Origin of the sequence: Alteromonas ulvae (assembly GCF_048987005.1) — a bacterium.
In the GTDB taxonomy this organism is placed as follows: domain Bacteria; phylum Pseudomonadota; class Gammaproteobacteria; order Enterobacterales; family Alteromonadaceae; genus Alteromonas.
In genome coordinates, this window is the sequence record NZ_CP185261.1 from 2,840,265 (window position 1) to 2,863,220 (window position 22,956).

Sequence of the window (22,956 nt, forward strand, 5' to 3'; positions counted from 1 at the left end):
CAGACAACCTTAATCACGCCTATGCGTCAAAAATTTGAAGGTTGCATCACTAAGACCAAGTTAGCATCTATACGTTCACAGAACCACTAGAGTTCTGTTACAAAATGATAAAGATTATAAAGCAAAGCCAGTAAAAGTCTGAGCATTTCAGCCACCTAAGATCCAATGTGTCAGCATTGAATAAGTGGAATACGACGATAAGCCTTCGGGACGATTACCTTAACGCCAACCGGCAAATAGCAAATAGATAATTAGCCAGAGATGAGTAAGCAAAGTGATAGACAAAAATAAAGGGGATACCGCTCTACTCTATGCGTAAATATCAACACCAAACAGGTCTTTTATTGACTCTCGCTGCTGCTGTTTTTCAAAACTTTGGTAAGACGCAATGGCTTGCTGAGAATAGGCGTTGCTATCCTCTTTTATAAAATCTTGGTAGGCCTTTGCATTGCTCGTGCCCTGTTCGTCGGGTGCAACAACAATCGCCTTAACTTGAGACGATTCGTTTTGCCCTTTGCTCTCCTGTTGAGGGTCTTTCGAAATTTTCGAGACCCTGCTTTGAGTAGCGTCAGAGGATGGTATGCCAAAATTAGTATTGATATTCATAACGGGCTTTACATTGCAATTTTCATTCCATGCAATTTACATTCTCCATACAAAGCAGACTAGTAGCAGTTTCAGTTCTGTTAAATGACAAAAATTTATTCACGGCCTGGAAGTTTTTTCCAGGTCACCTTATCTCTCAAGTAAACCGGTTTCACTTCCGCGGCGCTTGTGGTCGTGTTTGCACGGGCGGCCTCTTTGGCGTCTTCAAGCATAAAAGCTGCGTTTGGTAGTGTTACTGCTATATTTTTTGACGCGTCTTCGCCTTTTCGCGTATTTAACCACTGCTCAAGCTCATCATAGGCCGTCCAGCCAGTGCCAGCCACAATCACGTTATTGTTCAGCTCATCACCTAATTCGTTAAGGTGATTAACAGCGTCTAACGGCGGACACACTTGTTCAGGAACAATAATGTCTAACTCCTTACCTGACTGTTTGTATACACAGAAGTAAACTTCACCCATGCGCGCATCTGACGCAACGGCAACGAATTTTTCTGTGCGCTGTTGTGCAGATTCAACGGCCATCGCCTTTAGCGTGCTAACGCCTGCAACGGGTAACCCTATGCCAAGTGCTAGCCCTTGAATCATACCGGTTGCAATTCTCACTCCCGTAAAACTACCGGGGCCGCGACCGAACGCCAATAAATCAAGAGAAGCTAATTCGACGCCGGCTTCCTTAAGTACTCCGTCAATCATAGGTAACAGACGCTGGCTATGCTGCTGCGGGCATATTTCAAAATGGCTATATAGCGTATTATCGACTTCTAAGGCGACTGAACACGCTTCTGTTGCTGTATCAATAGCTAAAATATTCATTACAACTCTCTTTTATTCTTCATCATCGATGCCGGCAAGAAATGCCTCTACATCATCTAGGCTTCGCGTGCGCTTCATGTCAGGCAAGCTAGCGATAAACGTCTTTGCATAAGGCTTAGTCACTAAGCGATTATCACAAATGACCAACACCCCTTTATCGGTAGGGTCGCGAATAAGGCGCCCAGCTCCTTGCTTTAGGGTAATTACCGCTTGTGGGATCTGAATAACGCCGAAGGGATTTGCGCCGCGTTTTTTCACATCTTCCATTCTAGCTTGAAGCAAAGGATCATCCGGTGAAGCAAACGGGAGCTTATCTATCATCACGCAGACAAGATCGTTACCTCTAACATCAACGCCCTCCCAAAATGCACCTGTGCCCATGAGTACAGCTTTCTCGTCGGCTAAATACGCATCCAACAATGCTTGCTTTGTGGTGGTTCCTTGCACAAGCAGTGGGTTGTCAATTTCATCTTCCAGTTTCTTTGCTATTTCTCTTAGCATCGCGTGACTGGTAAACAACAAGAAACAACGCCCGCGACTAGCCTTGATTAAACGCTTCGCCGTGTGCAGCAGAGTTTCGCGCATTGCATAGCTGTTTGGCTCAGGCAAGTAGCGCGGCACACACAGCATGGCTTGTTCTGGGTAGTTAAACGGGCTGTCTAAGCCGAGGGTTTCTGAATCTTCTAATCCCATCCTACGCTGAAAATGCTCGAAACCGCCGTTTACCATTAGAGTGGCCGACGTGAACACCCATCCGCGAGGAGGCGACTCTACAAAACGTCTAAATTTTGCGGCGATAGATAGCGGTGTTAAATGCATAACAATGTGGCGCGGTGTCGTTTCATACCACAAACTGACATTTTGCTGTTTATTATCGCTTAACGCGTCAAGCTGCTCTCTCGATGCAACAATACGCTCGTACATGTTATCTAAGTCTTTATCGCGGCCTAAATGCAGCTTGCACACTTCATAAAGCACGCCTAGCGCTTCGGCAAGCTTACCCACCTGCAGGCGAACTTCGTCGCGATCGAGTGCAAGTGCCCAATTTCCCCGCTCAGGATCGTGAGGAAAAAGCAGACGTAAATCAGACGCTATCATGCGACATTTATCAGCGGCTTTATCTAGCTGCCCAGCATCTTTGAGTACCGTTCTAAACAGTAAGGTAATGTCTTTGGCAATGTCTTGAATTTGCCTCGTAGACAACGACTCACCAAAATAGTCGCTAGCGATATCAGGGATTTGGTGGGCCTCATCAAAAATAATGGCATCGGCTTCGGGAATAAGCTCGCCAAACCCCGTGTCTTTTAGCGCCATATCGGCAAAGAACAGGTGATGATTCACCACAATAATATCGGCATCAAGGGCTTTGCGGCGGGCTTTCACTAGGTAACAGTCTTCGTAGTCTGGACACTCTCGGCCTAAACAGTTGTCTACGGTAGATGTCACCATAGGTAGCACTCGCGCATCCTCTGGAAGGGTTTTAAGCTCTCCCATATCACCGCTTTTGGTAGTGCTTGACCAGCGCTTCACCTCAGATAACTGACCCAACACTTCTTTTTCTACCAAGGTGGAGTTACCGCCGTGCTGAGATAATCGGTGCAAACACAAATAGTTCGACCGCCCTTTTAGCAGTGCAGTTTTGCGCTTGCTGCTCAACGCTTTTTTTACTAGCGGTAGGTCGCGGTGAAAAAGCTGCTCTTGCAGGTTTTTCGTTCCGGTGGAAATAATGGCTTTACCACTGCTGATTAACACTGGTGCAAGATAAGCAAAGGTTTTGCCCGTTCCGGTGCCGGCTTCTACCACCAAACTGCCCGTTGTATCGATAGCGTGCTTTACCGCGTTAGCCATGTCGGTTTGCGCCTCTCTTGGCACAAACCCTTTTATGGTTTTTGCCAGCAGGCCATCAGATGAAAATACATTTTTTATAGTGGGCATTGTTGGGACGTTTCAAATACATTGCATTGTTAGGCGCGCATTATGCCAAAAACAGCGTTGAAAACCTATCGAACAACGTATGTAAAAATAAACAAATTCCCTGTTATTTGTGCCAGATTTCAAATGTGCCATATTTCAAAACCCCAAGGTTTTAGCGTGAGCGCGGTATCTCGAGAAAACGTCGTTTTCTGATTGCGATCCCAATGTTGCAGCGTACCTAAATGCAGCGATTCTTCAAAAGTCACCGTTACGGGCGCATCAGAAAAGTTAATCACCACAAAGACTTTGTCGTCCTCGCGCTCTTCTCGCCTTACAAAGCTGAATACCTGAGCCATGGATGAGTTAGGCACTTGTATCATGCGTGCTCCAAACTCGCCATTACCTAAAAATGGCTTCGATTTTTTAAGGGCGATGAGCCCTCGGTACAGTTTGCCAATTGGATGTTCTTGCCACTTAATGGGATCTCGTTCAAAAAAAGCCAAACGTTTGGTTTCTCCGGCTTCTTGTCCATTGTGAATAAGAGGCATCCCCTCGCCTATAACTGAAAGCGCAATACACGCCTCCAGTGCATCACCAAACTGCTCACGCTGGGTGCCATCCCACGCGTTTTTATCGTGATTGCTGACAAACGTCATGCGATAGGCATTATGCGGCCATGCTCTCTCATTCCATGAATAGTATTTTCTGAGCCTGTCTACGCTGCAGCGACCCATAGCTAATTCGTGAAGGGTTTCATTCCAGCTCCACGCATAGGTCATATTAAAAGCATTCTCGTGTAAATCTCTGTTTTCCCACTCTGCAAGTAAGAATATGGGTTTAATGGCGTCGAGAGCGTGACGAGCTTGCTCCCAAAAATCGTTGGGAACGTAACCTGCAACATCACAGCGAAATCCATCAATATCAAACGCTTCCACCCAATATCGCATTGCAGAAATCATGTATTCCCTCAGGCCAGGCTGGGAATAATCAAACTCGATAATGTCAGACCAATCCCACCATGGCGATGGACGAAAGTCACCTTTGTGATCTTTTGCATACCAGTGTGGGTGAGACTCGACAAGAGCGTTGTCCCACGCACTGTGATTAGGTACCCAGTCTAGAATGACTTTAAGGTTGAGCTTATGAGCTTGAGATACCAGGTGTTTAAAACTTTCCTTATTACCAAATTCGGCGTTGACATCAAGATAATCTCTAACCGCATAGGGGCTGCCGAGCTGCCCTTTTCTGTTCTTTTTACCAATAGGGTGAATTGGCATTAACCATATGATATCTGCGCCTAACTCCTTAATATGCTCGAGTCTTTCGGTAACTCCTTCAAAGGTACCCTTGGCGCTAAATTGCCGGGTATTAACTTGATAGATAACCGCATGGGAAGACCAGTCAGGCTGCTTTACGCGATATAGAGAACGAGGTGTTACGTCAAATTGCATAGACTAACTCCCTAGAAAGATCAGTCGCTTATCGTGTAATGAATATATAGCGACTTATAAAAAAACGCTAAAAAATAGGTAGGCTGGTTACGCCTAGTAAAAATACCCATAACCCAAAAAATAGCTTTAGTGATTGCGTAGAAAAAGCCAGCACAAGGTATTTAGCCATAACACCGCCCAAAATAGCGCCCGCGCCAGCAAATATGACAACGTCATATACTATGGCATGGCTGACAAGTACATGAAAGGGAACTGCTGACCACACTGTAAACGCAGATAAAATAACCGCCACCGCGATAGACATGGTGACGTTGAAGCCGCGGATAATGAGGTAAACCGCGACGAGTTCGCCCACACCGATAGATAGCCAAGCAGTAATGCATCCGCCCAGGAAGGCGATGGTAGGAAGACAAACGATATCGTTTCCGGCTAGCGCGTTGCTGAACACCTGGCGCTTCATCAGCGGAATTGACCCTATAATGGCAATGGCCAAAATAACGGAAAACACGCCGAATACCGTATGTAGGTTTTCAGGCCCTCCCAATACATTGAGTAGAAGCGCTGAGCCATGCGCGGTGTATTGCGAAAAGAGAACACCACAAATAGAAGGTATGACAGTTAATAAAAGAGCACTTGGCAGTGCGTCCCACTGACTGTCTGTTTTACGCTGGTCTGTTTTGCGTTGGTCTGTCTTGCGTTGAGAGCAGAAAAAGCGAGTCCAGGTAATTGCGCCTGCCGTCATACCACAACACTGAATAGCAAAGCTTGTTGCTACAATACTGTCGGGGGTAAAAGAGAGATACGCAAAAAAGGGGACGAAAATCACGCCGCCACCAGCGCCTGTGGCATTGGCAAATACCGCCCCTACTATGCCGACAAAAGTAAAAAAACCATATTCTTGTAGCAAAGCCTCCACATTATTTTGTGAAAAAATAACAAAAGCCCATACTGCAAAAAAGGCAAAAAACCACGCTCTTTTGCGAGAAAACAGTGGCAATGATAGGGAATATGACAAGTCTCTTTTTCCTACAACGAATTAATTGAGTATTCGAGCTGCTACCTGCAACTGAACAAACTTCAATCTAAATGCTTAAATCGAAACGTATAAGGCTCATGTTTGTTTTCACGGCCGTATCGTTAACGCAGCGACATGATAGTAGTATCAACAGAAAATAACGACACCGTTATTCATATAACGCCGAATAGATCTGCCACATGGAAGCAGACAAAATTTCTTATGCTAGCCTTTGCGCTATTTATTTGCTCAATAGCAACCGCTTGGGCTGTAGTGGGTGCATGGGTAATCCTTCCTTTTGCTGGCGCAGAAGTATTTGCGCTTATTTGTGTTATGTATATTACCTCTCGCGCAACCTATCGATGGGAAGATATCACCATTGCTCCAGCCACTATCGAAATTACCACCTCCCAAGGCAATCGCTGGGTGTTGAACAAAACCGCGTCATATCTCTATTTTATTGAGGACACCCGTTTTGGCCGGTTACCCCGAGTTATTTTAAAAGACGACGTATGCGAGTGTGAGGTTGGCAGTTTTTTAAACGAATCAGATAAAGACCAACTCTCTACACACCTTACATCGGCAGGCTTACTGAGATGCAGCAATAAATGGTGGTAGCTGCTGCCAGACTTAATCACTGCAGCGCGTCGGTTTATATAAATGAATCATAATTAATGATCACTTTTCAACTATTTCGACTAAACATTAAGTAACGTTAAGGAGAAATTCAGCTATGAACTTGTACATTGAATCATTAGAGGGCGGTAATTATCTTGCGTCTACCGGTGTCGGAGCATCCCGTGCACTTGTAAGAGACAAGAGTTCGCAACCAAAGACATTTCATTGTTTGAATGAAATAAGGGAGCATTTCGACACACAATCTTTTGAGCACGTGTGGCTAAGACAAAATACACCCTACGAAGAAATGGTAGGCCAGACCGATCATCCAGGCGCTCTAGAACTGGAAATTGAATTATAAAGCACCGCTAAGGTTCTTTTTTATTGCCATGAAATGCCGATTAGGCCCTCAGTCAGCAAAGAGATTAATAGTGTCTCTTACGTATTGCTTAATTCTCACAACCGGCTCTTCGAAGTTGCCGTGGCCAACGCTTCCCATGGAATAACGCAGCCAATAGCCATCGATAAGCGCAGCGGTTGATGCTGCTGCGTTTTTTGCTTCATGGGGCGGTAAAAGCTGTCGATAACTGTACACCACTAATGCAACATCCTTGTTAATCTCCCACTTTTACCGACATCAGTCGTGACACTTTGCCTGCGTTTATTCTCAAATAGTGCAACTAATTCTATTCATTGAACTCGAAAGCACCGTGTGCGCGAATTTCGACAAACTATTAGCTGGCAAAGTAAATGCATAGAACACATGTAGATAAATGAAAAAATGGCTTAAATCGTGCTAATCACCGATTACTTAAGACCTATCTCGTTTTCACCTATTAATAAACAAGACGAATATGTTATGGAGAAAAATATGAAATTCAAATGGTTAGCTTCTCACGGATGGATTTTCGCCGCGACTTTTATGCTTGGTGCTTGTGCATCAATGGGAAATGGAAGTGTTGCTGAAAAAAGACAGGCTATTTTAGATATGCAACAAAATGCATTAACCCGTCTTTACACCGAAAAGCCCGACACTCGCGCACAATTACAAAATGCTGCGGGGTATGCTGTTTTCACTAATGCTAACGTGAACGTTATCTTTTTTGCCGCAGGAACGGGCTATGGCGTGGTAAACAACAACACAACGGGTGCTAAAACCTATATGAACATGGCAGAAGGAGGCGTGGGCTTGGGTTTAGGCGCTAAAGACTATCGTGTTGTCATGGTTTTCCACTCGCAAAAAGCCATGTCGTACTTTATTGAAAATGGTTGGACCCTAGGTACAAATGCCGACGCTGCGGCTAAGGCTGGGAACAAAGGTGCATCTGCTGAAGGTGAAGGTTATCTAGGTGATGTCACCGTATACACTATGACCGAAAGCGGATTGGCGCTGCAAGCTACCGTTAAAGGGACAAAGTTTTGGGTAGACAAAACACTTAACTAATCATCCTAGATAGTAGACAGTGCGGGGCGGCAAACCTGTTATGAGTTTGCCGCTCATCAAACGTTTACGTCGATATGCTTTAATCCCCCTTCATTATTATCGTCGCCGTCTTTCTTATTAGTTTCATGTCTGTGCTTCGTTGCGTACTCTAACGCATCGGCGCGATTTATTTCGTCAAACTGATCGCTATCCTCTTCAGAGAGGTGCTCAGATTTTTTTGGTTTTTCCACCTTTTTTACACGCTTGTTTTCTTCAATAACAATTTTCGTATTGCGCGGTAAAATAGGAAACAATAAGTCGTTACTCATAAAAGTGGCCTCTTTGCCGTTTCTTTATCTAGTCAAAACCTTCGCCAAATAAAGGCACATCGACATGGGAACAACAACCATTTAAGCATAGTTGTAAAAAGTTTAGTTTTGTTCAAATCAAAAAGTTTTACTATATGTTTATTAATTTGTACGTATTGCAGCCAAAGAGTTCACTTTAGCCTTGCAAACTTTGGCTCAAACCGCTAATGTTTCGCTCGTTAAATTTTAGGACATACATTGTCAAAATGATCAATTGCGCTGTGAAACACCACCATCACTACATAGCATAACCTTTCAGGTTCGTGCTGGAAGGTCTATGTCTCCTTCCAATGGCGCAGATAAAAAATTCTCGGCCCTCGGAAGGAAACTTCCGGGGGTTTTTTATGTTTTGCGCAATCACAAGTAAACACAACATGTGTAAGGAACGTTTTAATGAGTAACAGCAAAAGACTTCGAATTGCCGTACAGAAATCAGGCCGCTTGAGCGATGACAGCATTGCATTATTAAAGGCAATCGGCATAAAACTCAATATTCGTGATCGTCTACTGATTGCGCATTCTACAAACGAATCTATTGATTTACTGCGCGTGCGCGATGACGATATTCCAGGCCTAGTAATGGACGGTGTCGTTGATTTAGGCTTTATTGGCGAGAACGAGTTAGAAGAAAAATCTCTTGAGCGAAAAGCTGCAGGAAAACCTTTTGAATACGAAACGCTTCGTCGCCTAGACTATGGTGGCTGTCGCTTATCCATCGCGGTACCTAACGAGATGAATTACGATGGCATTCAATCGCTTAACGGTAAAGAAGTGGCCACAACCTACCCTTACCTTCTTGAACGCTATTTCAAAGAACAGGGCATTAACGCAAAAGCCGTCATGCTAACGGGCTCTGTGGAAGTTGCTCCTCGTGCTGGTGTTGCAGACGCCATTTGTGATCTTGTTTCTACTGGTGCCACCCTAGAAGCAAACGGGCTGGTAGAAAAAGAAGAGATCTTCCGTTCTAAGGCGGTATTGATTAAGCGTGTTGGCAGCGACATGAGCGATGAGAAACAAGCATTGATCAATCGTCTGATGCCTCGCGTAGACGGTGTTCTGTTAGCAAAAGAAAGTAAGTACATCATGCTCCACGCACCAAAAGCGTACTTAGAACAGGTGAAAAGCTTGTTACCGGGAGCAGAAAATCCAACTGTACTTCCTCTTGCTGGCAATGAAGAGCAAGTGGCTATCCACGTAGTATCAACAGAAACTTTATTCTGGGTTACCATGGAAAAATTAAAAGCCCTTGGTTGTAGCTCTATTCTTGTAATGCCAATCGAAAAAATGATGGGCTAAAGGCAGACTATTATGATTACTTGGTCATCTCTTTCTAATGATGAGAAAAAACAGGCGCTCTCGCGCCCGGCTATGGCCAATAGCCAGCAACTTAAACTAACCGTTAGCGAGATTATCGCTAACGTTGAGGCCAAAGGCGACAGTGCGGTTTTAGATTACACCCGCAAATTTGATTGCCCTGATTTACAATCGCTTGTGCTTTCGCAGAGCGACATTGATGAATTGGCCTCACAGGTAAGTGTGGACGTGGCCAACGCTATTGATACTGCCTTTAACAATATTAAGCAGTTTCACGAAGCGCAGATACCCTCTGACATCGCACTGACAACCACACCCGGTGTGCAGTGTGAACTTCGATTTACTGCTTTAGATGCCGTTGGTCTATATATTCCAGGGGGCAGCGCTCCCCTACCATCAACTGTATTGATGCTTGGTGTGCCGGCACTTGTGGCTGGGTGCGAGCGCAAGCTCTTATGCACTCCGCCCAATAAAGAGCAGCGCATTGCACCTGAAATTGCCTATGCAGCTCGCAAATGCGGTATTGAGAACATTTTCCTGTGCGGCGGCGCACAGGCCGTGGCCGCTATGGCGTTAGGCACCGAGAGTATACCCCAGGTGGATAAAATTTTTGGCCCAGGTAATAGTTTTGTTACCGAAGCTAAACAGCAAGTGAGCCAGCGTGCAGATGGTGCAGCTATCGATATGCCAGCGGGCCCTTCTGAGGTTTTGGTACTGGCAGATAGATTTGCCGACGCTGAATTTGTTGCTGCCGATTTACTCTCTCAGGCCGAACACGGCCCAGACTCACAGGCTATTTTAGTCAGTGATAGCCGTGAATTAATCGACGCAGCGAAAGCCGCTGTTGAACGACAGCTTGCCACTTTGTCTCGTGCTGAAATAGCCAGACCGGCCATGGAAAACGCACGTTATATTTTGGCCAGCTCAATTGAGGAAGCAATAGAAGCAAGCAATGCTTATGCGGCGGAACACTTGATTGTTCAAATTGAAGATGCTCGAAACTACCTGCCAAAAATAAAGTACGCAGGCTCTATTTTCCTAGGCCCATGGTCGCCTGAATCAGCGGGTGATTACGCCTCAGGCACTAACCACGTTTTGCCTACCTATGGCTATGCGAAAAACTATTCAAGTTTAGGCTTGTTAGACTTTATGCGCCGCTACACGATTCAAGAATTGTCAGCCGACGGCATGCGTAACCTTGGTCCAGCAATCATGACCCTAGCTAGCGCGGAAGGGTTAGATGCTCACGAGCAGGCTGTGGCGCTTCGTATGAACAAACTTGGCATGAACAACACTTCCAATGCCGTTGATGTCAATAATGGGAGCAACGCGTAATGTCTCGCTTAGTAGATACGCTGATTAACGAAAACCTCGTTCCGCTTAAGCCGTACGAGTCTGCACGACGTTTGTTTTCTGGCGGGCAAGATTGGTTGAACGCAAATGAGTCGCCCTATGCTAACGATTATGCTGTAGATAGCAGCAACTTTAATCGCTACCCTTCATGCCAGCCCAGCAAGGTGGTAAATGGTTATGCCTCCTATGCGGGCGTTAGTAGTAATAACCTACTTATCACCCGTGGCGCCGATGAAGGCATTGAGCTTCTCATTCGAACTTTTTGTACGCCAGGTAAAGACAATATTCTTATTTGCCCTCCTACCTATGGCATGTACGCAATTAGTGCTGAAACCTGCAATGTGGGTGTGAAAAAAGTACCGCTTAACGAAGATTTCACCTTAGACGTGGATGGCGTTTGTGCTACCGACGACGTCAACGTGGTATTTATTTGTGCGCCTAACAACCCAACTGGCACCCAAGTTGCCCGGGATGACATCAAACAAGTGTTAACTCACTTTGCAGATAAAGCTTTAGTGGTAGTAGACGAAGCTTATATTGAGTTTGATGTTGAAAACACATGGGCAAACGACATTGCTACTTACCCTAACCTCGTTATATTACGCACTTTGTCCAAGGCGTTTGCGTTAGCTGGGCTTCGCTGCGGATTTACCTTAGCCCAAGAGCCTGTTATTCAGGCACTGCTGAAAGTGATAGCGCCTTACCCTATTCCTGAGCCGGTTGCTCAGATTGCAGGAAAAGCGCTGTCGACAGAGTCGTTAACGCTTTTACAGCTGCAGGTAGACACAATAAATCGGGAGAAAGAGATACTTGCCACTGCGCTGTCAGAAATTGATGGCATTCGCCTCATTGGTGACAGAAAGGCAAACTTTATCTTGTTTAGATACACAAGGTCTGCAGAGCTAATGCAGTACTTGGTATCAAAAGGCATGCTCATTCGCGACCAGTCTAAACAGCTTAATCTCAATAACTGCCTACGAGTGAGTATTGGTAGCGAAGAACAAAATTTACGATTAATGCAATTAATAAATGATTTTATAAATGAGGACGGGGCATGAGTCAGCAAGCCATACTATTTATAGACCGCGACGGCACTCTTGTCGAAGAACCGCCTGTAGATAAGCAATTAGACAGTTTAGAAAAACTGGTCTTCGAGCCAAACGTTATACCGGTACTGTTAAAACTCAAAGCAGCAGGTTTTAAACTGGTAATGGTAACTAACCAAGACGGTTTAGGTACTGATAGCTTCCCTCAACAAGACTTTGACGTGGCGCATAATGCCATGATGGGCATTTTTGAAAGCCAAGGGGTTACCTTTGACGACGTGCTTATTTGCCCACATTTTGATGAAGACAACTGCACCTGTCGCAAACCCAAGCTTGGTATGGTTAAAGACTACCTTCAACAAGGCAAAGTCGACTTTACCCGTTCTTATGTGATTGGCGATAGAATTACCGACGTTCAGCTTGCTGAAAATATGGGAATTAAGGCACTGCAATACAACCGCGACAACCTTAATTGGAATACGGTTCAAAAGACCATTCTTGCTTCGTCTCGTATCGCAGAAGTGGTTCGTACTACGTCTGAGACCGATATTAGAGTGCGTGTAGATTTAGACTCTCAAGAGAAATCGGCTATTCACACGGGGCTTGGCTTTTTCGATCATATGCTTGATCAAATTGCCGTTCACGGTGGCTTTCAGCTTAATGTGTCTGTAGATGGCGATTTGCACATTGACGATCACCACAGCGTTGAAGATACCGCGCTAGCCATTGGTGAAGCCCTTAAAAAAGCGCTAGGAGACAAACGCGGTATTGGTCGCTTTGGCTTTGCACTGCCTATGGATGAGTGTCGCGCAGAATGCATAATGGATATATCAAACCGCCCTCACCTTAAGTTTGAAGCTGAGTTTAGCCGTGACCAAGTGGGTGAAATGGCCACAGAAATGGTGCCACACTTTTTCTATTCTTTAGCGCAAAGTATGGGCCTATCTTTACACTTATCGACAAGTGAAGGTAATGCGCACCATCAGGTTGAAAGCTTATTTAAAGTATTTGGTCGCGCGCTGCGTCAAGCCATTGCATTAAAAGGCGACGCACTACCAAGCAGTAAGGGAGCCCTGTAATGTCCGTGGTAAACACAAACCAGCGACAGAAAATAGTTATTGTAAATACTGGCTGCGCCAACATCTCTTCCGTGCGATTTGCATTAGAGCGTTTAGGGGTAGAGGTAGAAGTGTCTGATGATAAAAGCGTTATCACCGCCGCAGATAAAGTGTTTTTACCTGGCGTGGGAACGGCTTCTGCTGCGATGGCGAGCGTTAAACAAAAAGAACTTGTTGCTACACTACAGTCTCTCACTCAACCAGTATTAGGCGTGTGTTTAGGCATGCAGTTGATGGTAGACAGCAGTGCTGAAGGTGGAATGAATAACACGAGTGGTGATATTCCGTGTCTTTCGCTTATGCCTGGGCACGTAGCACGCATGGAAGCTAACGGTTTGCGTTTACCTCACATGGGCTGGAACACTGTAAAGCACAGTGATGATGAACTGTTTAAAGGCATACCGCAAGACACCTACTTTTACTTTGTACACAGCTTTGCTGTGCCTGATTATGCTCATACCCTTGCCCGTTGCGATTACGGCGGCACATTTTCTGCGGCCATTAATAAAAACAATTTTTATGGCGTGCAGTTTCACCCAGAGCGCTCCGGCGAGGCTGGCGCACAACTTCTTACCAACTTTGTGAACTTATAATGATAATTCCAGCAATTGATCTTATTGACGGACACGTGGTTCGTCTTTACCAAGGTGATTACGAGCAAAAGACACAATACGAATTAGACCCTGTAGAAGTAGTACATGACTATGCTGACCAAGGCGCGACCTGGTTGCATATCGTTGACTTAACGGGCGCAAAAGATACCAGCAAGCGTCAACTGTCATTGATTAAAGCGATGGTAGACACCAAGCGCATGAAGTTTCAAGCTGGTGGCGGCATTCGCTCTGAAGATGAGGTAGCACAGCTACTTGAGACAGGTGTAAGTCGTGTTGTGATTGGCTCTCTGGCCGTCAAACAACCTGAGTTAGTGAAGTCTTGGGTTGAGAAGTATGGACCAGAACATATCGTACTTGCCTTAGATATAAACATCAGCGAAAGCGGCGAAAAACTGATTGCCACCCATGGCTGGCAAGAAAACTCAGGCGTTGCCCTTGAAGGGCTGTTAGACGATTTCGCCAGCGTGGGTGCTAAACATGTGTTGTGCACAGATATAAGCCGTGACGGTACCTTACAAGGCGCGAACAAAGCGCTGTATGAAGAAATGGCAGCTCAGTTTCCTAATGTAAAATGGCAGGCCTCTGGCGGTATTGGAAGCCTTAATGACATTGCCGTTTTAAAGCCAACCAAGGTTGATGGCGTCATTTTAGGTCGCGCTTTACTGGAAGGTAAGTTCACCGTGAAGGAGGCTATCGCATGCTGGCAAAACGCATAATTCCTTGTTTAGACGTTCGCGACGGCAAGGTAGTAAAAGGGGTTCAATTTAGAAACCATGAAATAATTGGTGATATTGTTCCACTTGCTGAGCAATACGCCAAGGCAGGCGCTGACGAACTGGTCTTTTATGATATTACAGCAAGCTCTGACGCTCGCGTTGTGGATAAAAGCTGGGTAAGCCGCATTGCGCAAGTAATTGATATTCCATTTTGTGTTGCTGGCGGCATAAAAAGTATTGAAGATGCTGGGCGCATTCTGGAAATGGGCGCGGATAAGATCTCCATTAACTCCCCTGCCCTCAATAACCCTGATTTGATAAACGCGTTACACGACGTATACGGTCAGCAATGCGTGGTTATCGGTATTGATAGCTTTTACAACGAAGCCACTAATCAATATGAAGTGTACAAATTTACTGGTGATGAAAGCCGCACTCAAAAAAGTCAGTGGCAAACCATAGACTGGATTAAAGAAGTGCAGTCTCGTGGTGCTGGTGAAATCGTACTTAACTGCATGAATCAAGACGGCGTGCGCAATGGTTACGACGTTAAACAGCTTAAAGCGGTAAGAGATGCGTGCGAAGTGCCGTTAATAGCATCAGGTGGTGCAGGCGAAATTGCACACTTTACCGACGTGTTTCAGCAAGCTGACGTTGATGGGGCCCTTGCCGCCTCAGTATTTCATAAAAACATTATTAATATAGACGAGTTGAAAGCAGAGTTAACTGCCAACGGCGTCCCTATGCGCAAGCGTCATGGCTTAACAGCGCAAGCAGAAGGAGTTAACCCATGATCATTACGAATGAAAACAGCGATACCTTGGCCTGGGAGAAGATGGATAATCTTTTGCCTGCAATTGTGCAAGATGCATTATCTGGCAAAGTGTTAATGCAAGGCTATATGGACCAAGACGCACTAGCCAAAACCCTAGAAAGTGGCAAAGTGACATTCTTCAGCCGCTCTAAACAGCGTTTGTGGATGAAAGGTGAAGTATCGGGTAATACGTTAGATTTGGTGAGCGTTGCCAGTGATTGCGATAGCGATTCCCTGCTAGTACTAGCAAACCCCAACGGCCCGACGTGTCACACTGGTGTGGAAAGCTGCTGGTTTGAAGGCAGTACGCCTGCGTTTACGTTTTTAGCCGACTTAGAGCGCGTATTGGCATCACGTAAAACGGCCGATCCTAAAAGCAGCTATACTGCCAGCCTTTATAACAAAGGCATTAAACGCATTGCACAAAAAGTGGGTGAAGAAGGCGTTGAGACTGCGTTAGCCGCAACCGTTCACGACAAAGAAGAACTTAAAAACGAAGCTGCTGATTTGTTGTATCACCTCACCGTGCTGTTACAAGCCAGCGATATGTCGCTAAATGACGCCTTAAGCGTATTACAAGAGCGCCATAAGTAACAGCTTTACGTCTCTTTTAAGTAAGCGGTTAAATAATATCTTATTTAAAAATAATGCCCATCTGTTAAAGATGGGCATTGATACGCTTGTTGTGTGCTATTAACACTTTGGAAGCAACACCTACCGGCAATAACTATAGCCCGAAATGAATTAAGGCTAAATTGCCAACGGCGGTCACCAGCATAGCCAAGAAAGTCAGGATCATACCTGCAAAACGCTGCCAGCTAACGCCAGCGTGTTTTCCTAGGCCATAGGCATGGAGCACCCTTCCAAACAAAATAGCACTACCTAAAGCATGCACAGCCCACACCTGTCCCGTATTTGCTTCAAAACACGCAATCATAATAAGCGTGATGGGGACGTATTCACTGAAGTTGCCATGGGCTCGCGCTAAGCGCTCTAAATCTTCATGCCCACCATCGCCGAGACTTACGTTGTGCCGCCGACGAGCGCCAATGACAAGAAACGAAAGATACAGGTAACATATACCCAGTAAGCTGGCGTAAAAGGCCGTGATTGGTAAAACCATTATCAACTCCAATTGTTATAATTATTTTTTCGACTACTAACGCTAAGGTAGCATAGAGATTTTAACAACGTATAGCTGAATGTGATGCGTTATTAGTTAGGGCTCTCGGCTCCCCTCTAAGTTATCCCTTCTTAGTTATCCCTCTTAGTTATTATTCAGGGAGGTGGGTAGCCAGCACACGCAAGGCACAACGACTTTCCACTTTAAAGGCATAATAAAATCTGCACAATAAAAAGGCCGCATTAATGCGGCCACTTGTAATGTGTCAAGCTGACTAACTCAAGCGTTGTTCAAGGTCGGCGCTAACGTCATCAACCGGGCGATTTCCGTCGAGTTTGTGGTACTCGCAGTTGCCAGCATCTGCTTCCGCCATGTAGTAATTTACCAATGGCTTGGTTTGCTCATGATAAATAGCTAAGCGTTTGCGTACCGTTTCTTCTTTGTCGTCTTCGCGAACGATAAGGTCTTCGCCAGTGGCGTCGTCTTTGCCTGCTTCTTTAGGTGGGTTGTACACTACGTGGTAGACACGACCAGATGCAGGGTGTACTCGTCTTCCCCCCATGCGCTCAACAATCACGTCATCTGCAACATCAAATTCAATGCAGTGGTCTACTTTAACACCTGCTTCTTTCATTGCATCCGCTTGCGGAATAGTGCGAGGAAAACCATCGAGTAAAAAGCCGTCTTTGCAATCATCCATTGCAATGCGTTCTTTAACCAAACCAATAATGATATCGTCAGAAACCAGCTTACCCTCATCCATCACCTGTTTGGCTTTTAAACCAAGTTCGGTGCCAGCTTTTATTGCTGCGCGAAGCATATCGCCTGTTGAGATTTGTGGAATACCGTATTTGCCCATTAGAAACTGAGCTTGTGTGCCCTTACCAGCGCCAGGAGCGCCGAGAAGAATGATTCGCATGAGTGCGTTCTCCGCTTATGATTTTTAAAATTTTTACTTAGAGCACTTTACACATTCAATACATTAGTGACAAGTGTAAGCAGCACCCCAAGGCTAATCTTAAGACTAATGGCGAATATACGTTCAACTTATAGTCACTTTTTGAGCAACGCATAAAATGCGAGCTCAACGGCCATTACCCGCACGCGCAGTACTCATACTGGCCGCGTATTTAAAGTCTTAAAATATAGTATCGTATTCTGTTTTTACTCGATTTGAAGATATAAAAAACGGGCATGAAGCCCGTTTTTACAGTATGCGATGATAATAAATGAGTTATTTTGCCAGCTTCATCAATAACGCATTCATGTTTCGAACAAAGGTCGCAGGATCTTTTAGACTACCTTGTTCTGAAAGTGCGGCTTGGTCGAATAACACTCCTACCCATTCATTAAACAATTCTTCGTCTTGAGTATCTGCGAGTTTCTTAACTAGACTGTGTTCAGGGTTAAGCTCAAAATGATACTTCACATCTGGTACGCTCTGACCAGCGGCCTGCATAAGCTTCATCATTTGCGTTGTCATGCCATTGTCATCCGCTACAATACACGCAGGAGAGTCAGTTAAACGATGGGTAAATTTCACATCGATCACTTTTTCGCCTAACGCCACTTTCGCTCTTTCTAGCACGCCTTCAATTTCTTTCTCTGCTTCTTCTTGGGCTTTTTTAGACTCCTCGTCTTCCAACTCACCTAAGTCTAAGTTGCCTTTCGCGATGGAAACAAACTGCTTTTCGTTGAATTCAGTAAGGTGAGACATTAACCATTCGTCAATACGCTCGCCCATCAGCAATACTTCGATACCCTTCTTGCGGAATATCTCAAGGTGAGGACTCGATTTAGCTGCTTGCAGGCTATCTGCAGTAACGAAGTAAATCTTGTCTTGCCCTTCTTTCATACGCTCTATGTAGTCGGCAAGTGATACGGTTTGCGCATCTGAATCACCGTGAGTCGATGAGAAACGAAGTAAACCGGCAATTTTTTCGCGGTTACTGAAGTCTTCAGCAGGGCCTTCTTTAAGAGCATTGCCGAACTCACTCCAGAAAGTCTGATACTTTTCTGAATCGTTCTTCGCCATTTTTTCCAGCATTTGTAGCACGCGTTTTGTACAACCTTGGCGCAGCGCTTGAGTAACCTTGTTATCTTGCAGGATTTCACGTGACACGTTTAGCGGAAGATCGTTGCTATCAAGTAACCCCTTTACGAAACGAAGGTACGTAGGCATAAACTGCTCTGCGTCATCCATAATAAATACGCGTTGAACGTACAGCTTTAAGCCGTGTTTTTGATCTCTATTCCACATATCAAACGGCGCTTTTGAAGGGATATACAGTAAGCTGGTGTACTCTGTTTTACCTTCGACCTTATTGTGTACCCACGAGAGCGGATCAGCAAAGTCGTGAGAAATATGCTTGTAGAATTCGTTGTACTCATCATCACTGATATCAGACTTGTCACGGGTCCACAGTGCAGTGGCTTTGTTAACGGCTTCCCATTCGCCAGGCTGAGCATCAATTTTCTCGCCGTCAGGTCCCTCGCTTTCAGGCACTTCGTCTTTCCACATGTGCACTGGAATGCTGATGTGGTCTGAGTATTTGCTAACAATCGAACGAAGACGCCACGTGTCTGCAAACTCTTTTTCTTCTTCACGAAGGTGAAGCGTAATTTCGGTACCGCGAGTGGGTTTATTAATGTCGGCAATAGTAAACTCGCCGCCACCATCTGAAACCCACTCAACGCCCGTTGACGCATCCGCACCAGCGGCGCGAGAGCGCACGGTAACTTTATCAGCAACGATGAACGCAGAGTAAAAACCTACACCAAACTGTCCGATAAGCTGAGAGTCTTTTGCGCTATCGCCAGACAACTTACTAAAGAAATCTTTTGTACCAGACTTAGCAATAGTACCAAGATTAGCGATAACCTCATCTCGAGACATACCAATGCCGTTGTCGGTGATAGTGATGGTATTCGCTTCGCTGTTCACGCTTAATTTAACGTTCAAGTCGCCATCATTTTCATAGAGACCGTCGTTTTCCAATGCGCGAAAACGGAGTTTATCTGCGGCATCAGCGGCGTTAGACACTAACTCGCGTAAGAAGATTTCTTTGTTTGAATACAAAGAATGAATCATCAGATGCAGAAGTTGTTTTACTTCCGTCTGAAAACCGTGGGTTTCTTTATGGGCTGCTTCAGCCATAATCCAGTATCTCCTCGTTGAATGGATCACGTTACTGATAGACAGGTGTGGACTTAAAGCGTGTTTTTCAACTGCAACAACGAAAATTTATTTATTTTTTATTACGCTAAAGTTTACGCCGCCCGGAGAAGGCGTGGGTTAGTGTGTTGTTATCAATGTATTCTAGTTCGCCGCCAACAGGTACGCCGTGGGCAATACGGGAGGCGTCAATGTGGTGCGATGCACATAGCTGACCGATATAATGCGCAGTAGCTTCCCCCTCTACGGTGGGGTTAGTCGCAAGTATCACCTCTGTGATCCCACCAGCAGCAAATCGCGCTTCCAGTTCATTAAGCCCAATTTCTTCAGGTCCCACGCCATCAATGGGTGAAAGGTGTCCCATCAAAACAAAATATTGGCCCTTGAAGCTCATGGTTTGCTCTATTGCCAATACATCTTGGGGGCTTTCTACTACACATAAAAGGCCACTCGCCTCACGTTCAGGGTGACGACATATGTCACACAGCTCATCTTCGGTAAAGGTTCTGCAGCGCTTACAGTGATGTATATGCTCCATCGCGTTGTGTAACACATCACTAAGAGCAACCGCACCTTTGCGGTTACGTTCAAGTAAATGAAAAGCCATTCGCTGCGCACTTTTGTTGCCAACACCCGGTAGGCAAGTTAACGCTTGAATGAGCTCTGCAAGTAAGGGACTAAACTTCATAATGAAACTACTTCGCTATTCGTTCGCTATCATTTTGTTGAGGGTATTTAATCACGTTCCGCTTTACTTGGTCGAGTTTAACTTCATAAACATTTCCGCCAACCAAGCCTTTGAATTCTTCATCAGTAAATACAAGCGTGTTGTCGTCATAAAAGGTCACCGCTTCTTTTTGTGTGATAATGCCTAAGTCTATGCGCGACACATCACCACTGAAAAAATTATCGCCATCAAAATTTTCAAATAACCAAAGACTGGTTGAATCAAGTAAAACTAATTTTTCTCTATTGGGACTTATTGCCGCTGACGTTATCCAACACAACTTTTCCAGTGTGGTGCAGGTTTTAAATTCGCCGATTAATTCAGCGTCAAAATTAGCAGCATGATCGCCCACCTTATACAGTTTGGTAATACCGTCAAAAGGCTCGGTTCTGTTTTTAGTAAACAGGTAAAGGTGGCGTTTAAATTCAACGAATGCCTCTAAGTCGTAGTTTTTATCTTCTGGTTTAATCTCGCCCTCTTCCATTTGAGGGTAAGTAAACTTTATGATTTCAGCCTCTGTGGTGTCGGTCTTAATATCAATAGGGTTTTCAATTTTATAAATCGTCAGCCAACGTCTATCGTTATCGTTGTTACCAAAATCACCTAAGAAAAAATGACCAAACTGGTTTTGTGTCATGTCCTCCCAGTCGACGTTTTTCGCATTTGAAACCGTTACTTCACGAGCGATGGAACCGTCTTTATTTAACATGTAAAGAATAGGGCCACCGCCGCTGTCGTTAATGGCCCAAAGACGCTTCTTTTTATCAAATTCGATACCCGAAATTTCTTTTAGTTTTGGGTCGACGGTGACTGTTTTTATGCTGAATAAGGAATAGATACTGAAAACAGTTAATACGACAGCAATAGGAATAAGAATAAGAGTGGATGTGACCAAACCTTTTCTGATCAAGACGGGTTCCTTTTTATTTAGAAATAGTGAGGGAATGTTGACCTTCTTTAAACCGCACACAAAACGCTGCAAAGTATAGAACAAAGCTCAACACGCCCAAATAGGCGATGTTAGATAGTGATAATACGAGATGCCATTGTCAATGGCTAAAAAATTCTCGCTATTGTAATGCAGTAACAGTGTAAAAGCTGATGAAACCTCTTTTATAGCGGATGGTAAAGGCGATTCAAGATAGCAATGCGCAAGATTAATTCACTGCGTAGGTAAGGGTTCTATAGAGCCAATAACTTTCCTCGTCTTCCACATAAAATGTAGGGGTCATTAGCTCGATTACTCCCAACGTGTTATCTTTTTGAATATCAAAAAATAAAAAGATAGCTGCTGTTTGGTCTTTGCCCTCCAAGGTAATTTCACAACGTCCTTGAATACAATTTACACTGAGGATCTGAAGTTGAGGGTCTTTGCTTCTTGCGGTTATAAAATCTCTTAGCTTTTGTTCCATCTCAAATCGCGACACTACATCGTCGTCGAATGATTTTGTCGCTGTTGGCTGGTTGAGAAACTCATTATCTTTTAGCACTTGATCAAACATCCATGAGGCATCTTTTTCGCCTATGGCATCGGTAAGCTGTTGTTGAAGCGCCTCTTTACGAGCCAATACCCATTCATCGAGTTCCTCCTGTGCAGCGGGAAACGATGCAGTGCTTCCCTGGCTGAATGTATTAGCGTCAGATAAGGGGTTGTCTTTTTGAATATCATCATTTTGACTGGCAAGGGCGTCACTGGATTCTGTTCCGTCTGAATTATCTGGCAATATTGACTGCTTTTGGTTGCCGTCAGATAGGTTATCACTAGTTTGCTTGTTGCTAGTTAGGCTGTGGGGAGGTCCTGATTTTGTATCAGAATCAGCGACAGACTGGGCATTTAACGTTGGCATAAGCGATGATGAAGTGCTATCCGTGAACAGTGAAGGCGATGATGTATCAGCATCCTCAAAAGGTCTTGTTTGACCGACAAAATAGCCCGCAACAAAAGCCGCGAATACAAGTACAAATATTCCATATTTCATAAACATATCCCTATTACTCAATGAAATTATACAGTACCAGCGAGTACTCTCCCTGACAAGTTATAACGTATTTCCAAAGGAATGGTGGAGAGTTAGATGTTGATGATCAGTACGTTGAGTAAAGTTGTTGTGATGTGAAGACTTTGGAAGACGTGGACGATAGGAAAATAGCGTCAGAAAAAGCAAACGCCGAATGTGCAAAAGCCTTGGAACGTTCCAAGGCTTTTGAAAAATAGCATTATCGGGCTGGTGTGTTATCTGAATTGAAATTTATCAAATTCAGTTGTTATAGCAACGAGGTTCAAAGCCACTGCTTTGATAAGCCCTTTTTAAATTCGCCAAATCGTAATTATATTGGCTAAATTGTTTTAAGCCTGTAAAAAGAGTTTTTTTATTAAAAACGACTATTTAAAATGGCAGCTTCATACCTGGTGGAAGTGACATACCGCCAGTTACGTCAGCCATTTTTTCCTTGCTGGTTTCTTGGACCCGGCGAACGGCGTCGTTAAACGCTGCAGCAACCAAATCTTCAATCATGTCTTTATCGTCGTCCATTAGCGAGTCGTCGATGTCAACACGGCGTACGTTGTGGTTGCAGGTCATGGTGACTTTAACCATGCCAGCACCGGCTTCACCGGTAACTTCCAGCTTAGCGAGATCGTCCTGCACTTTCTGCATGCGCTCTTGCATCTGCTGCGCCTGTTTCATCATGTTGCCCATACCGCCTTTAAACATATTTTTATCTCACTTTGTTTGGTATTAAGTTA

Annotated in this window: 25 protein-coding genes and 1 other annotated feature; of the genes, 11 read left to right on the forward strand and 14 right to left on the reverse strand. The window is 44.7% G+C overall.

All coding sequences use genetic code 11. The features are described from left to right. Positions 1-309 precede the first annotated feature (309 nt). The 5 genes from ACOJR9_RS12425 to ACOJR9_RS12445 form a co-directional block, all read right to left on the reverse strand. Positions 310-606, reverse strand: coding sequence for a hypothetical protein (locus ACOJR9_RS12425; RefSeq protein WP_420933276.1), 297 nt, complete (start codon positions 604-606; stop codon positions 310-312). A gap of 95 nt (positions 607-701) precedes the next feature. Continuing rightward, a complete protein-coding gene (tsaB, locus tag ACOJR9_RS12430; RefSeq protein WP_420933277.1) occupies positions 702-1,421 on the reverse strand; it encodes a tRNA (adenosine(37)-N6)-threonylcarbamoyltransferase complex dimerization subunit type 1 TsaB in 720 nt (239 codons plus the stop codon). Between the two features lie 12 nt (positions 1,422-1,433). Then, positions 1,434-3,356: an ATP-dependent DNA helicase gene (locus ACOJR9_RS12435; protein ID WP_420933278.1), complete on the reverse strand. Its 1,923-nt coding sequence runs from the start codon at positions 3,354-3,356 to the stop codon at positions 1,434-1,436. Positions 3,357-3,475: 119 nt separating this feature from the next. Continuing rightward, positions 3,476-4,786 carry an alpha-amylase family glycosyl hydrolase gene (locus ACOJR9_RS12440; protein ID WP_420933279.1) on the reverse strand — a complete coding sequence of 437 codons (1,311 nt, stop codon included), beginning with the start codon at positions 4,784-4,786 and terminating at the stop codon, positions 3,476-3,478. A 67-nt stretch (positions 4,787-4,853) separates the two neighbouring features. After that, positions 4,854-5,777: a sulfite exporter TauE/SafE family protein gene (locus tag ACOJR9_RS12445; RefSeq protein ID WP_420936128.1), complete on the reverse strand. Its 924-nt coding sequence runs from the start codon at positions 5,775-5,777 to the stop codon at positions 4,854-4,856. A 159-nt stretch (positions 5,778-5,936) separates the two neighbouring features. Between ACOJR9_RS12445 and ACOJR9_RS12450 the strand changes: the two genes are divergently transcribed. Beyond that, complete coding sequence (locus tag ACOJR9_RS12450; protein ID WP_420933280.1) at positions 5,937-6,419, forward strand: DUF2244 domain-containing protein; 483 nt, start codon at positions 5,937-5,939, stop codon at positions 6,417-6,419. 115 nt (positions 6,420-6,534) lie between these two features. Continuing rightward, positions 6,535-6,780 (forward strand): DUF6482 family protein, encoded by a 246-nt coding sequence (locus ACOJR9_RS12455; RefSeq protein ID WP_032095937.1) that lies wholly within the window; start codon positions 6,535-6,537, stop codon positions 6,778-6,780. A gap of 48 nt (positions 6,781-6,828) precedes the next feature. Here ACOJR9_RS12455 and ACOJR9_RS12460 read toward each other — a convergent pair whose 3' ends face one another. Next, on the reverse strand, positions 6,829-7,017 hold the full coding sequence (locus ACOJR9_RS12460; protein ID WP_420933281.1) for a hypothetical protein: 189 nt from the start codon (positions 7,015-7,017) through the stop codon (positions 6,829-6,831). A 273-nt stretch (positions 7,018-7,290) separates the two neighbouring features. Here ACOJR9_RS12460 and ACOJR9_RS12465 point away from each other — a divergent pair, with 273 nt between their 5' ends. Then, on the forward strand, positions 7,291-7,863 hold the full coding sequence (locus ACOJR9_RS12465; protein WP_420933282.1) for a YSC84-related protein: 573 nt from the start codon (positions 7,291-7,293) through the stop codon (positions 7,861-7,863). 56 nt (positions 7,864-7,919) lie between these two features. Here the strand turns inward: ACOJR9_RS12465 and ACOJR9_RS12470 are convergent, their stop codons facing one another. Next, complete coding sequence (locus ACOJR9_RS12470; RefSeq protein ID WP_420933283.1) at positions 7,920-8,171, reverse strand: hypothetical protein; 252 nt, start codon at positions 8,169-8,171, stop codon at positions 7,920-7,922. A 265-nt stretch (positions 8,172-8,436) separates the two neighbouring features. Next, positions 8,437-8,553, forward strand: a sequence feature (His leader region). Between the two features lie 50 nt (positions 8,554-8,603). On the opposite strand from ACOJR9_RS12470, the gene hisG reads away from it, so the two are divergent. From hisG to hisIE, 8 genes are read left to right on the forward strand one after another with little or no spacing between them, the layout of a single operon-like run. Continuing rightward, entirely contained in the window at positions 8,604-9,506 is a 903-nt protein-coding gene (gene hisG / locus ACOJR9_RS12475; protein ID WP_420933284.1) for an ATP phosphoribosyltransferase, read from the forward strand. A 12-nt stretch (positions 9,507-9,518) separates the two neighbouring features. Then, positions 9,519-10,859, forward strand: a complete 1,341-nt coding sequence (gene hisD, locus ACOJR9_RS12480) for a histidinol dehydrogenase (protein ID WP_420933285.1) — start codon at positions 9,519-9,521, stop codon at positions 10,857-10,859. Next, a complete protein-coding gene (gene hisC / locus ACOJR9_RS12485; RefSeq protein WP_420933286.1) occupies positions 10,859-11,935 on the forward strand; it encodes a histidinol-phosphate transaminase in 1,077 nt (358 codons plus the stop codon). Before hisD ends, hisC begins: the two co-directional genes overlap by 1 nt. Further along, positions 11,932-13,002, forward strand: coding sequence for a bifunctional histidinol-phosphatase/imidazoleglycerol-phosphate dehydratase HisB (hisB, locus tag ACOJR9_RS12490; protein WP_420933287.1), 1,071 nt, complete (start codon positions 11,932-11,934; stop codon positions 13,000-13,002). Before hisC ends, hisB begins: the two co-directional genes overlap by 4 nt. Beyond that, entirely contained in the window at positions 13,002-13,634 is a 633-nt protein-coding gene (gene hisH, locus ACOJR9_RS12495; RefSeq protein ID WP_420933288.1) for an imidazole glycerol phosphate synthase subunit HisH, read from the forward strand. Before hisB ends, hisH begins: the two co-directional genes overlap by 1 nt. Then, the gene (hisA, locus tag ACOJR9_RS12500; RefSeq protein ID WP_420933289.1) at positions 13,634-14,371 is read left to right on the forward strand and encodes a 1-(5-phosphoribosyl)-5-[(5-phosphoribosylamino)methylideneamino]imidazole-4-carboxamide isomerase; all 738 of its coding nucleotides are present in this window, start codon (positions 13,634-13,636) and stop codon (positions 14,369-14,371) included. The genes hisH and hisA overlap by 1 nt, the downstream gene beginning before the upstream one ends. Continuing rightward, positions 14,353-15,165, forward strand: coding sequence for an imidazole glycerol phosphate synthase subunit HisF (hisF, locus tag ACOJR9_RS12505; protein WP_032095923.1), 813 nt, complete (start codon positions 14,353-14,355; stop codon positions 15,163-15,165). The genes hisA and hisF overlap by 19 nt, the downstream gene beginning before the upstream one ends. Further along, positions 15,162-15,779, forward strand: coding sequence for a bifunctional phosphoribosyl-AMP cyclohydrolase/phosphoribosyl-ATP diphosphatase HisIE (hisIE, locus tag ACOJR9_RS12510; RefSeq protein ID WP_420933290.1), 618 nt, complete (start codon positions 15,162-15,164; stop codon positions 15,777-15,779). Before hisF ends, hisIE begins: the two co-directional genes overlap by 4 nt. A gap of 133 nt (positions 15,780-15,912) precedes the next feature. Here the strand turns inward: hisIE and ACOJR9_RS12515 are convergent, their stop codons facing one another. The 7 genes from ACOJR9_RS12515 to ACOJR9_RS12545 form a co-directional block, all read right to left on the reverse strand. After that, positions 15,913-16,308 (reverse strand): MAPEG family protein, encoded by a 396-nt coding sequence (locus ACOJR9_RS12515; RefSeq protein WP_420933291.1) that lies wholly within the window; start codon positions 16,306-16,308, stop codon positions 15,913-15,915. 274 nt (positions 16,309-16,582) lie between these two features. Further along, the gene (adk, locus tag ACOJR9_RS12520) at positions 16,583-17,227 is read right to left on the reverse strand and encodes an adenylate kinase (protein ID WP_420933292.1); all 645 of its coding nucleotides are present in this window, start codon (positions 17,225-17,227) and stop codon (positions 16,583-16,585) included. 315 nt (positions 17,228-17,542) lie between these two features. Then, a complete protein-coding gene (gene htpG, locus ACOJR9_RS12525) occupies positions 17,543-19,465 on the reverse strand; it encodes a molecular chaperone HtpG (RefSeq protein ID WP_420933293.1) in 1,923 nt (640 codons plus the stop codon). A gap of 106 nt (positions 19,466-19,571) precedes the next feature. Beyond that, positions 19,572-20,171, reverse strand: coding sequence for a recombination mediator RecR (gene recR / locus ACOJR9_RS12530; RefSeq protein ID WP_269520852.1), 600 nt, complete (start codon positions 20,169-20,171; stop codon positions 19,572-19,574). A gap of 7 nt (positions 20,172-20,178) precedes the next feature. Next, positions 20,179-21,105: a hypothetical protein gene (locus ACOJR9_RS12535; protein WP_420936129.1), complete on the reverse strand. Its 927-nt coding sequence runs from the start codon at positions 21,103-21,105 to the stop codon at positions 20,179-20,181. A gap of 262 nt (positions 21,106-21,367) precedes the next feature. Next, on the reverse strand, positions 21,368-22,189 hold the full coding sequence (locus tag ACOJR9_RS12540) for a hypothetical protein (protein ID WP_420933294.1): 822 nt from the start codon (positions 22,187-22,189) through the stop codon (positions 21,368-21,370). A 408-nt stretch (positions 22,190-22,597) separates the two neighbouring features. Continuing rightward, a complete protein-coding gene (locus ACOJR9_RS12545) occupies positions 22,598-22,924 on the reverse strand; it encodes a YbaB/EbfC family nucleoid-associated protein (RefSeq protein ID WP_269520849.1) in 327 nt (108 codons plus the stop codon). Between the last annotated feature and the right edge of the window lie 32 nt (positions 22,925-22,956).

Coding starts and splice junctions, on each gene's coding strand:
- ACOJR9_RS12425 (WP_420933276.1), bottom strand. CDS start 606: ATGAATATCAATACTAATTTTGGCATACCATCCTCTGACGCTACTCAA.
- tsaB (WP_420933277.1), bottom strand. CDS start 1,421: ATGAATATTTTAGCTATTGATACAGCAACAGAAGCGTGTTCAGTCGCC.
- ACOJR9_RS12435 (WP_420933278.1), bottom strand. CDS start 3,356: ATGCCCACTATAAAAAATGTATTTTCATCTGATGGCCTGCTGGCAAAA.
- ACOJR9_RS12440 (WP_420933279.1), bottom strand. CDS start 4,786: ATGCAATTTGACGTAACACCTCGTTCTCTATATCGCGTAAAGCAGCCT.
- ACOJR9_RS12450 (WP_420933280.1), top strand. CDS start 5,937: ATGATAGTAGTATCAACAGAAAATAACGACACCGTTATTCATATAACG.
- ACOJR9_RS12455 (WP_032095937.1), top strand. CDS start 6,535: ATGAACTTGTACATTGAATCATTAGAGGGCGGTAATTATCTTGCGTCT.
- ACOJR9_RS12465 (WP_420933282.1), top strand. CDS start 7,291: ATGAAATTCAAATGGTTAGCTTCTCACGGATGGATTTTCGCCGCGACT.
- ACOJR9_RS12470 (WP_420933283.1), bottom strand. CDS start 8,171: ATGAGTAACGACTTATTGTTTCCTATTTTACCGCGCAATACGAAAATT.
- hisG (WP_420933284.1), top strand. CDS start 8,604: ATGAGTAACAGCAAAAGACTTCGAATTGCCGTACAGAAATCAGGCCGC.
- hisD (WP_420933285.1), top strand. CDS start 9,519: ATGATTACTTGGTCATCTCTTTCTAATGATGAGAAAAAACAGGCGCTC.
- hisC (WP_420933286.1), top strand. CDS start 10,859: ATGTCTCGCTTAGTAGATACGCTGATTAACGAAAACCTCGTTCCGCTT.
- hisB (WP_420933287.1), top strand. CDS start 11,932: ATGAGTCAGCAAGCCATACTATTTATAGACCGCGACGGCACTCTTGTC.
- hisH (WP_420933288.1), top strand. CDS start 13,002: ATGTCCGTGGTAAACACAAACCAGCGACAGAAAATAGTTATTGTAAAT.
- hisA (WP_420933289.1), top strand. CDS start 13,634: ATGATAATTCCAGCAATTGATCTTATTGACGGACACGTGGTTCGTCTT.
- hisF (WP_032095923.1), top strand. CDS start 14,353: ATGCTGGCAAAACGCATAATTCCTTGTTTAGACGTTCGCGACGGCAAG.
- hisIE (WP_420933290.1), top strand. CDS start 15,162: ATGATCATTACGAATGAAAACAGCGATACCTTGGCCTGGGAGAAGATG.
- ACOJR9_RS12515 (WP_420933291.1), bottom strand. CDS start 16,308: ATGGTTTTACCAATCACGGCCTTTTACGCCAGCTTACTGGGTATATGT.
- adk (WP_420933292.1), bottom strand. CDS start 17,227: ATGCGAATCATTCTTCTCGGCGCTCCTGGCGCTGGTAAGGGCACACAA.
- htpG (WP_420933293.1), bottom strand. CDS start 19,465: ATGGCTGAAGCAGCCCATAAAGAAACCCACGGTTTTCAGACGGAAGTA.
- recR (WP_269520852.1), bottom strand. CDS start 20,171: ATGAAGTTTAGTCCCTTACTTGCAGAGCTCATTCAAGCGTTAACTTGC.
- ACOJR9_RS12540 (WP_420933294.1), bottom strand. CDS start 22,189: ATGAAATATGGAATATTTGTACTTGTATTCGCGGCTTTTGTTGCGGGC.
- ACOJR9_RS12545 (WP_269520849.1), bottom strand. CDS start 22,924: ATGTTTAAAGGCGGTATGGGCAACATGATGAAACAGGCGCAGCAGATG.